This window comes from bacterium (genome assembly GCA_018812485.1).
GTDB lineage: Bacteria > JAHJDO01 > JAHJDO01 > JAHJDO01 > JAHJDO01 > JAHJDO01.
Map to the genome: position 1 here is coordinate 1 of JAHJDO010000061.1, position 6,848 is coordinate 6,848.

The window sequence follows — 6,848 nt, forward strand, 5'->3', positions numbered from 1 at the left end:
CGCATTGAGAACGTATGTTACCACACGCCCCAGCAGTCAGGCTACCTACCTGAATTGGGTAATTAGTAGGGTCTGTTCTTTTCATCAGACTAGTTCCTCCAGCCTTCGCTGGGCACACGCTCAATCAGAGTAAATCCTTTCTTTGACATTTGACGTTTGATATTTGACATTTTATCTCCTCCTAGTGTATTAAAATATTAATTTGGAATATTGGTAAAAGCATACTTATTACTATAAACCCTACAATAGACCCCATAATAAGGATCATTGCAGGTTCCAGTAATGAAGTTAAGGTCTTTGTTGTTCTATCAACCTGGCGGGCATATGTATCAGATATTTTCAATAAAGACTTCTCTAATGCCCCACTTTCCTCTCCAACAGCAATCATGTTTGTTACAAAAACAGGAATCCACAGTCCTCTCCCAAGGCTGGCTGCAAGTTTATTGCCTTCTGAGACATCCTTAGCAGCTCTTTCTATCTCTCCAGATATAGCCCTATTAGTAATAGTGTTCTTTACTATGTTCAGAGACGCTAGGATCGGCACCCCATTTTCAAGTAGGGTTGCAAGAGTTCTGGAAAAACGGCTTACTTCAACCTTTTGAATAAGCTTACCGACCAGAGGAATTGCAAGCTTCCACCTGTCAATTACGAGACCTCCTTCTTTTGTATTCTTTAACCGTTTAAAAAGGATTATAATTAGGAATATAACCGCAACGGGCACCCACCAGAATTCAACAATGAAATTACTTGAAGATACTAAAATCTGGGTTGGTAAAGGCAGTCTTTGTCCCATATCTTCAAACATAACCACCAATTTAGGAATTACAAATGTCAAAAGCACTATAATCGTGCCTATTCCGGCAAAAAACATAAGTATAGGGTAGGTGAGAGCCGCTTTTATCTTTGATTTTATTTCCTCTTCGCTCTCATAAAAATCCGCAAGTCTCAATAGAACGCCCTCTAATATCCCCCCTGTCTCGCCGGAAGTAACCATATTAATATAAAGTGGAGAAAAGAGCTTTGGATATTCAGCTAAGGATTCAGATAAGCTCTTGCCATCCTTAATATCAGTGTATATTTCATCCAGAACGGCGCTGAGAAGCGTGTTGTCTGCCTGTTTAGATAATATGGCTATCGATTCCAGGAGAGGAACCCCAGCATCCAATAAATCTGATAATTGTCTGGTGAATAAACTAATATGCTTTAAACCGATACGCTGAAAAATTCCAAGGCTGGACTTAAAGCCTTTTTTCTCTTTACCTGCACCTATAGACAAGACAAAATAGCCCATTTTATCCAGTCTGCTTAATGCAATGTCCTGATTTTCTGCTTCAATGACTCCTGATATTACTTTTTCAGGACCATGTTTCGCTTTGTATGAGAAAACAGGCATAGCTATTTCTCCTCCTGCTGCGTTACTCGAAGAACTTCTTCAATAGTAGTAATTCCCTTACAAACCTTGTCCAATCCATCCTGACGCAGTGTCTTCATTCCCTGAGAAATAGCCTTGTCTCTGATTATATTAGCTGATACCCGCTTTACTATAAGCTCACGGATTTCATCATTAATTACCAGCATCTCATGTATTGCAGTCCTGCCTTTGAACCCTGTAAATCTACACTTCTCGCATCCTTTCCCCATGAATATTTTTGTTTCCTGTGGTATTTCTAAACTTTTTTTCTGTATAGCAGGATTTTTTACGATCTCTTTGCAATCCTCGCATATAACTCTCAGAAGTCTTTGCGCTATCACACACTCAAGAGACGATGCCAATAAATATGCCTCTATTCCCATGTCAAGAAGCCTTGTCATAGCTCCTGCAGCATCATTTGTATGCAGCGTAGAGAAAACCAGGTGTCCTGTAAGAGCTGTTCGTATTGTTGTTTCAGCCGTCTCAAAATCCCGTATCTCTCCTACCATCATAATGTCAGGATCATGACGAAGCATTGAACGCAGGCCTCTAGCAAACGTTAGATCTATTTTTGGTAACACTTGAATCTGAGAAATCCCCCTTAACTGATACTCAATTGGGTCTTCTATTGTAACTATTTTTTTTTCGCTATCGTTTATTTCACTCAAACATGCATATAACGTTGTAGTCTTTCCACTTCCTGTAGGCCCTGTCAGGAGAATTATTCCATGCGGCTTATGTATCACAGATTTCAAAATTTCGAGATGTCCTGGAGAAAGACCCAAGACATCCAATCCCAGAAAAACATTACTAGATAGTAACCTCATATTCACACTTTCCCCAAAAGGTGTTGGAAGAACTGATATTCTTAAATCCAGCTCAGCATTCCCTATCTTTACTTTTATCCTTCCATCCTGAGGCATACGTCTTTCAGCTATGTTTAGAGAGGCCATTATTTTTATTCTAGAAACCAGAGCCTCTCGAAAGTGCTTAACAGATTTAGGCACCTTTGCGTCATGCAGTATGCCATCAATACGGTATCTTATACGCAACTCGTCTTCATATGGTTCTATATGAATGTCTGTAGCTCTATCCCTGTATGCTTCTAAAAGTATCTGATTCACAAACTTTATTATAGAAGCATCTGTGGCTAGCTCTTCTATATTATCAACAGAAGTCTCCACCATTTTTATTGCCTCCGTTTGAGAGGATTGTTTCATCATTTCCTCTATAGTTTCAGCGCCAATGCCATAATATTTTTTTAAACCTTTCATAATATCTAACTCACCAGCAAGCATTGGGTTGATCTTATAGCCAAGAAGTAGTGTTAAATCATCTATAAACTCAAGATTTGACGGATCAGTTAAGGCAACAGTTAATACTTTACCCTCTAATTTGATAGGAATCAGCTCATAGTGGCATGCAAACTTTGCAGGAACCTTTTTTATTACATCTGGGGGAATAGTAAGCTTCTGTATCTGAATATATGAAATCTTTAGTTTCTTGGATAAAAGAGGCAAAACTTCTTCTTCAGAAGCGATTCCCATTTTAACAACTGTGCGTCCAAGGAATTCTCCAATCTTTTGATGCTGCGATAAAGCCAGTTCTAACTGCTTATCTGAGATAATATCATTTGCAACAAGCAGCTCACCCAAACGCAAATTTTCCTTAAAAAGCATAACTCATCCTCCAACTCATCAATTATGTTTTTTTATTTCCTCATGAACAGTTGTCTCTTTTATTTTGCTTTCGTCTAATACTTTCTTATCTATTTCATTCCTGGCAGCAGTTGGTAAATCATGTTCTCCAGAGACTATATGCGGCGTAAGAAAAATTACTATCTCCTTTTTAATTATATCCTTATCTATCTTGCCAAACAAATACCCAAATATGGGAATTTTTCTTAAAAAGGGAATCCCGCTGTTCGTATCTGTTAACTCATCTTTTATAAGACCTGCCATAACTATTGTAACACCATCCTTTACCATGACTGTTGTTTCTGTCTCAGATTTTGAGACTACGGGTATAGTATTTCCCTCAGATGTTGTTACAGTGCCTGAAACTGAGCTTACTTCAGGCTTGATCTTCATAGTAATAAAGCCATGGTCATTTATTGTGGGCACAACAGAAAGCGTTACTCCCACATCAACATTTGTGACACTTTCTGCAGTCTCTGTTGTGGAAGAGCCCTGTGAGACAGTGGTAGTAACATAGGGTCTGGTTTCTCCTACATGTATTCTGGCTTCAGCATTGTTGATAACTGTTATTCTCGGGCTCTGGAGGAGATTTGCCTTTCCGATTGTATTCAGCGCCTGAAGAAAGCCTGTATATTTATCTACAGCCAGCTTACCAAGAGAAAGGGTCATACCTGGAGAAAAGCTATCCTTTGCAGCCAGTTCAAATTTACCTATGATCTCTGCGTTTTTGTTCTTTGAGAAAAGATAATCCCAGTTTACGCCCATTTTGTATTCATCAGTTAGAGTGATCTGGATAATTCTTGCTTCAATTAATACCTCTCTTGTTCTTGTATCAGTAGCCCTGATTATTTCAGAAAGTTTTTCCATATTTGAAGGCAGGTCTGTTACGATTATCTTATTCGTGGTCTTATCTCCTATAATACTGCCAATATTCTTGGTAACTTCTTTTGCAAGTTTTGCTTCTATATCTTCAACCTTAGCATAATTAAGTTCAAATACTTCTGTAACTGTTGCTGACATAGAATCGCATTCCTCAATAATTTTTGCTGCCAGTTCAACATTTTTCGGTATATCAATGAGTATAATCTTACCTGCTTTCTGGTCTATCTGAATATGTCCCTTGCTGGAGATAAGTTTTTTCAGCTTTCCCTCCATCTCCTTAGGATCTGCATACTCAAGTATAAAAGTTTTTGTGATATAAGGACTATCTAATTCCTTAATAATTTCGTCAAGTCTTGATTCTGCGTTAATAACATCATTTATAATTAATGTGTTTGTTCTCTCATCAACAACAATTCCCCCAATCTTTGTTTTCATCTGATCCAGTGCTTTTTTTACATCAGTAGCCGTTGCATATTTTAGCTGATATATTTTAATTTCCCTCGGATCTTTGAATTTCCTGCCATGAATTGCTTCATATTCCTTCTCCGTCATTACTTTAATAATATCCCCTTTTTCTTCATAAGCAAGGTTATTTGTCTCAAATATCATTCTAAGCACATCCCATGCATCCACATTTCTTAAAAAAATACTTATTTTCCCTCTTACGCTATTACTGGCAACAATATTCACTCCACTCTTTTTAGACAGAAGCTTAAATGCTTCAAGGATATCCATATTCTTGAGTTCCAAAAGAGTGATCTTTGAAGAAGATATATCGTCCGTCTCCTTGATAGATGTTTTTGGAGATGTTCCGATGGGCATTTTTAAAGGCTCTTTTTTTACCTTTGGAGGTGTTCTTTCAGCTTCTTCAAAAGATATTAGAGAAGGTGCCTCTAAGGGTTCCTCAGGTTGAGAAAATACAGACATGTTAGGTTGAACACAAATAAACACTGCCACCAAAAACAAAACTATTCTTCTCATAGCAAACACCCCTTTTTTTTATAGAAATAAATCTATTGTTTCTAGTCCATAACTTAAAGTAACGCTTGATTCTGAAATCTTGCTGACTTTTAACTCTCCCACAGTACTTCCTTCATTAACGTAATGAACACTTTTTGTCTTTCTATCCTCTATAATTGCCTGAGGGCTCTCATCTAAAACTATTCCAACCAGATTTAAATCCTTTATAACCTGCCTTATATCTACCCCTGCCTCTGGCAGAATAACAGAATTAGCTGTTAATTGCTTAAATAGATTACGCTTTTTTGCCATTGATGAATAGAATGAAGATGGTTCCAAATTCTGGCTCTTTAAACCAATTTGTTGCTTTTTATCTATGCTTTTCAAAGAAACGCCCCTTGGGCTTGCAATTAACATCTCTTCTGATGGTCCAGGTCTTATCCAGACATAAGCTGTATAAATAAGAAGCATAGAAATAATAACAGAAAGTATTTGATTAATTGACACGATTGGTTTTGTTTTTAATACAGAAAGCACCTGTTTTAACCGATCAGAGCCTTCCCACTCCTTTTTTTCTCCTCTTATTAATCTTAACAATCGATCTTCAGGATGAAAGTTATTCATTACGCTCAATAGTTTTAAGAACAAGTTCTTTATCAACAATCTTCTTGCCCTCTATAATCAAATTCTCCAATGTATCGTGGCACAACAGGGCTATTCTTCTGGGATATCCAAGAGAGCATTTATATATCTCGTCTATAGCATCATCTGTAAAGACATCTCTAAAATTATTCAGTCCTGCCTGCTTAAGACGAAACAGAATCAGCTTCTTTGTATCCTCCTGACCTAGAGGGTTAATAATATATTTTAAACTAACTCTGTCAGTAAAATTTCTAACATGTTTTATCTTAGGAAGCAATTCCAGCTGAGACATGATAATAAGCTGTAAGAGTTTATATTTATTAGTTTCATAATTCAAAAGAGTGCGCAAAATCTCTAAAAAAGGCTGTGACAGCTTTTGTCCTTCATCAATTAATAAAACTACTGTTTTCTCTTCCTCTACGCCTTTCCGGAACAGATACCTTTCAATAGCATCCTGACAATCCATTGATGAACGGAGGTCTCCATCTATGCCAAAGCGCTTTGCTAAAGAATTAAGAAATTGAAATTCCGACTTATAGTTTGGATTCAATATCATATGAAAAATAAAGCCATTTTCGTTATAAAAAGACTGCATAAGAATTCTGCTCAATGTAGTCTTTCCAACACCAACATCCCCAAGAACTAAGCTCATTCCTCTTTTTAAGCGAATTGCAATCTCAAGTCTTCTTAATGCACTGCCATGTTCTCGCGATTGGTAAAAGAAATTAGGATCCGGACTCGTAGAAAAGGGTTCTTCTTTTAATCCCAGTTCCTCAAAATAACTCACTTCAATGCCCCTTCTTTTATCATGCTCTGTATTTTTCCTATAGAAATCCCTTCTTTTCTCAATCTTCTTATTTTAGCTAACTGCTTAACTGTAAAATCATTAAAGTATCTATAGTTTAATTGAGATGTTCTCCCAATTTCTTTTATTAAGCCAAGTTTTAAGTAATACTTTATTGTATAAACAGAAACACCTGTTATGCCTGATAAGTCTTTAACAAGATAAATATTTTCCATATTCCAATCTACTCTCTAGGTAAAGAGTAATCTATCAAAATACTTATCTTTTGTCAAGTCAAGTGTCAAGCACCCAAAATCCGACATTGATTTAAACATATCTCCAAATTTTGTTATTTCAGTCTTCAAAAACAGTTCAGAGGACAGAAAATAATCTTTATTTAGGCATTTTCTTTCTTATAAGACCTGACCAGGTCTTATAACAGCTATTTAAGACATAACTTTCCTGTATAGGC

General features: G+C 36.7%; 6 protein-coding genes. All 6 read right to left on the bottom strand.

All coding sequences use genetic code 11. The annotated features are described in order from the left end of the window. Window positions 1-181 precede the first annotated feature (181 nt). From KKC91_04725 to KKC91_04750, 6 genes are read right to left on the bottom strand one after another with little or no spacing between them, the layout of a single operon-like run. Entirely contained in the window at window positions 182-1,393 is a 1,212-nt protein-coding gene (locus tag KKC91_04725; GenBank protein ID MBU0477854.1) for a type II secretion system F family protein, read from the bottom strand. 2 nt (window positions 1,394-1,395) lie between these two features. Beyond that, window positions 1,396-3,090, bottom strand: coding sequence for a Flp pilus assembly complex ATPase component TadA (gene tadA, locus KKC91_04730; GenBank protein MBU0477855.1), 1,695 nt, complete (start codon window positions 3,088-3,090; stop codon window positions 1,396-1,398). 18 nt (window positions 3,091-3,108) lie between these two features. Continuing rightward, window positions 3,109-4,971, bottom strand: coding sequence for a hypothetical protein (locus tag KKC91_04735; GenBank protein ID MBU0477856.1), 1,863 nt, complete (start codon window positions 4,969-4,971; stop codon window positions 3,109-3,111). 18 nt (window positions 4,972-4,989) lie between these two features. Next, window positions 4,990-5,574 carry a hypothetical protein gene (locus KKC91_04740; GenBank protein MBU0477857.1) on the bottom strand — a complete coding sequence of 195 codons (585 nt, stop codon included), beginning with the start codon at window positions 5,572-5,574 and terminating at the stop codon, window positions 4,990-4,992. Beyond that, window positions 5,567-6,379: an AAA family ATPase gene (locus KKC91_04745; protein MBU0477858.1), complete on the bottom strand. Its 813-nt coding sequence runs from the start codon at window positions 6,377-6,379 to the stop codon at window positions 5,567-5,569. The genes KKC91_04740 and KKC91_04745 overlap by 8 nt, the downstream gene beginning before the upstream one ends. Then, on the bottom strand, window positions 6,376-6,612 hold the full coding sequence (locus KKC91_04750; protein MBU0477859.1) for a MerR family transcriptional regulator: 237 nt from the start codon (window positions 6,610-6,612) through the stop codon (window positions 6,376-6,378). The genes KKC91_04745 and KKC91_04750 overlap by 4 nt, the downstream gene beginning before the upstream one ends. Between the last annotated feature and the right edge of the window lie 236 nt (window positions 6,613-6,848).

What these genes read in the sequence shown, in the direction of transcription:
- KKC91_04725 (MBU0477854.1), bottom strand. Translation starts at nt 1,393, where the DNA reads ATGCCTGTTTTCTCATACAAAGCGAAACATGGTCCTGAAAAAGTAATA.
- tadA (MBU0477855.1), bottom strand. Translation starts at nt 3,090, where the DNA reads ATGCTTTTTAAGGAAAATTTGCGTTTGGGTGAGCTGCTTGTTGCAAAT.
- KKC91_04735 (MBU0477856.1), bottom strand. Translation starts at nt 4,971, where the DNA reads ATGAGAAGAATAGTTTTGTTTTTGGTGGCAGTGTTTATTTGTGTTCAA.
- KKC91_04740 (MBU0477857.1), bottom strand. Translation starts at nt 5,574, where the DNA reads ATGAATAACTTTCATCCTGAAGATCGATTGTTAAGATTAATAAGAGGA.
- KKC91_04750 (MBU0477859.1), bottom strand. Translation starts at nt 6,612, where the DNA reads ATGGAAAATATTTATCTTGTTAAAGACTTATCAGGCATAACAGGTGTT.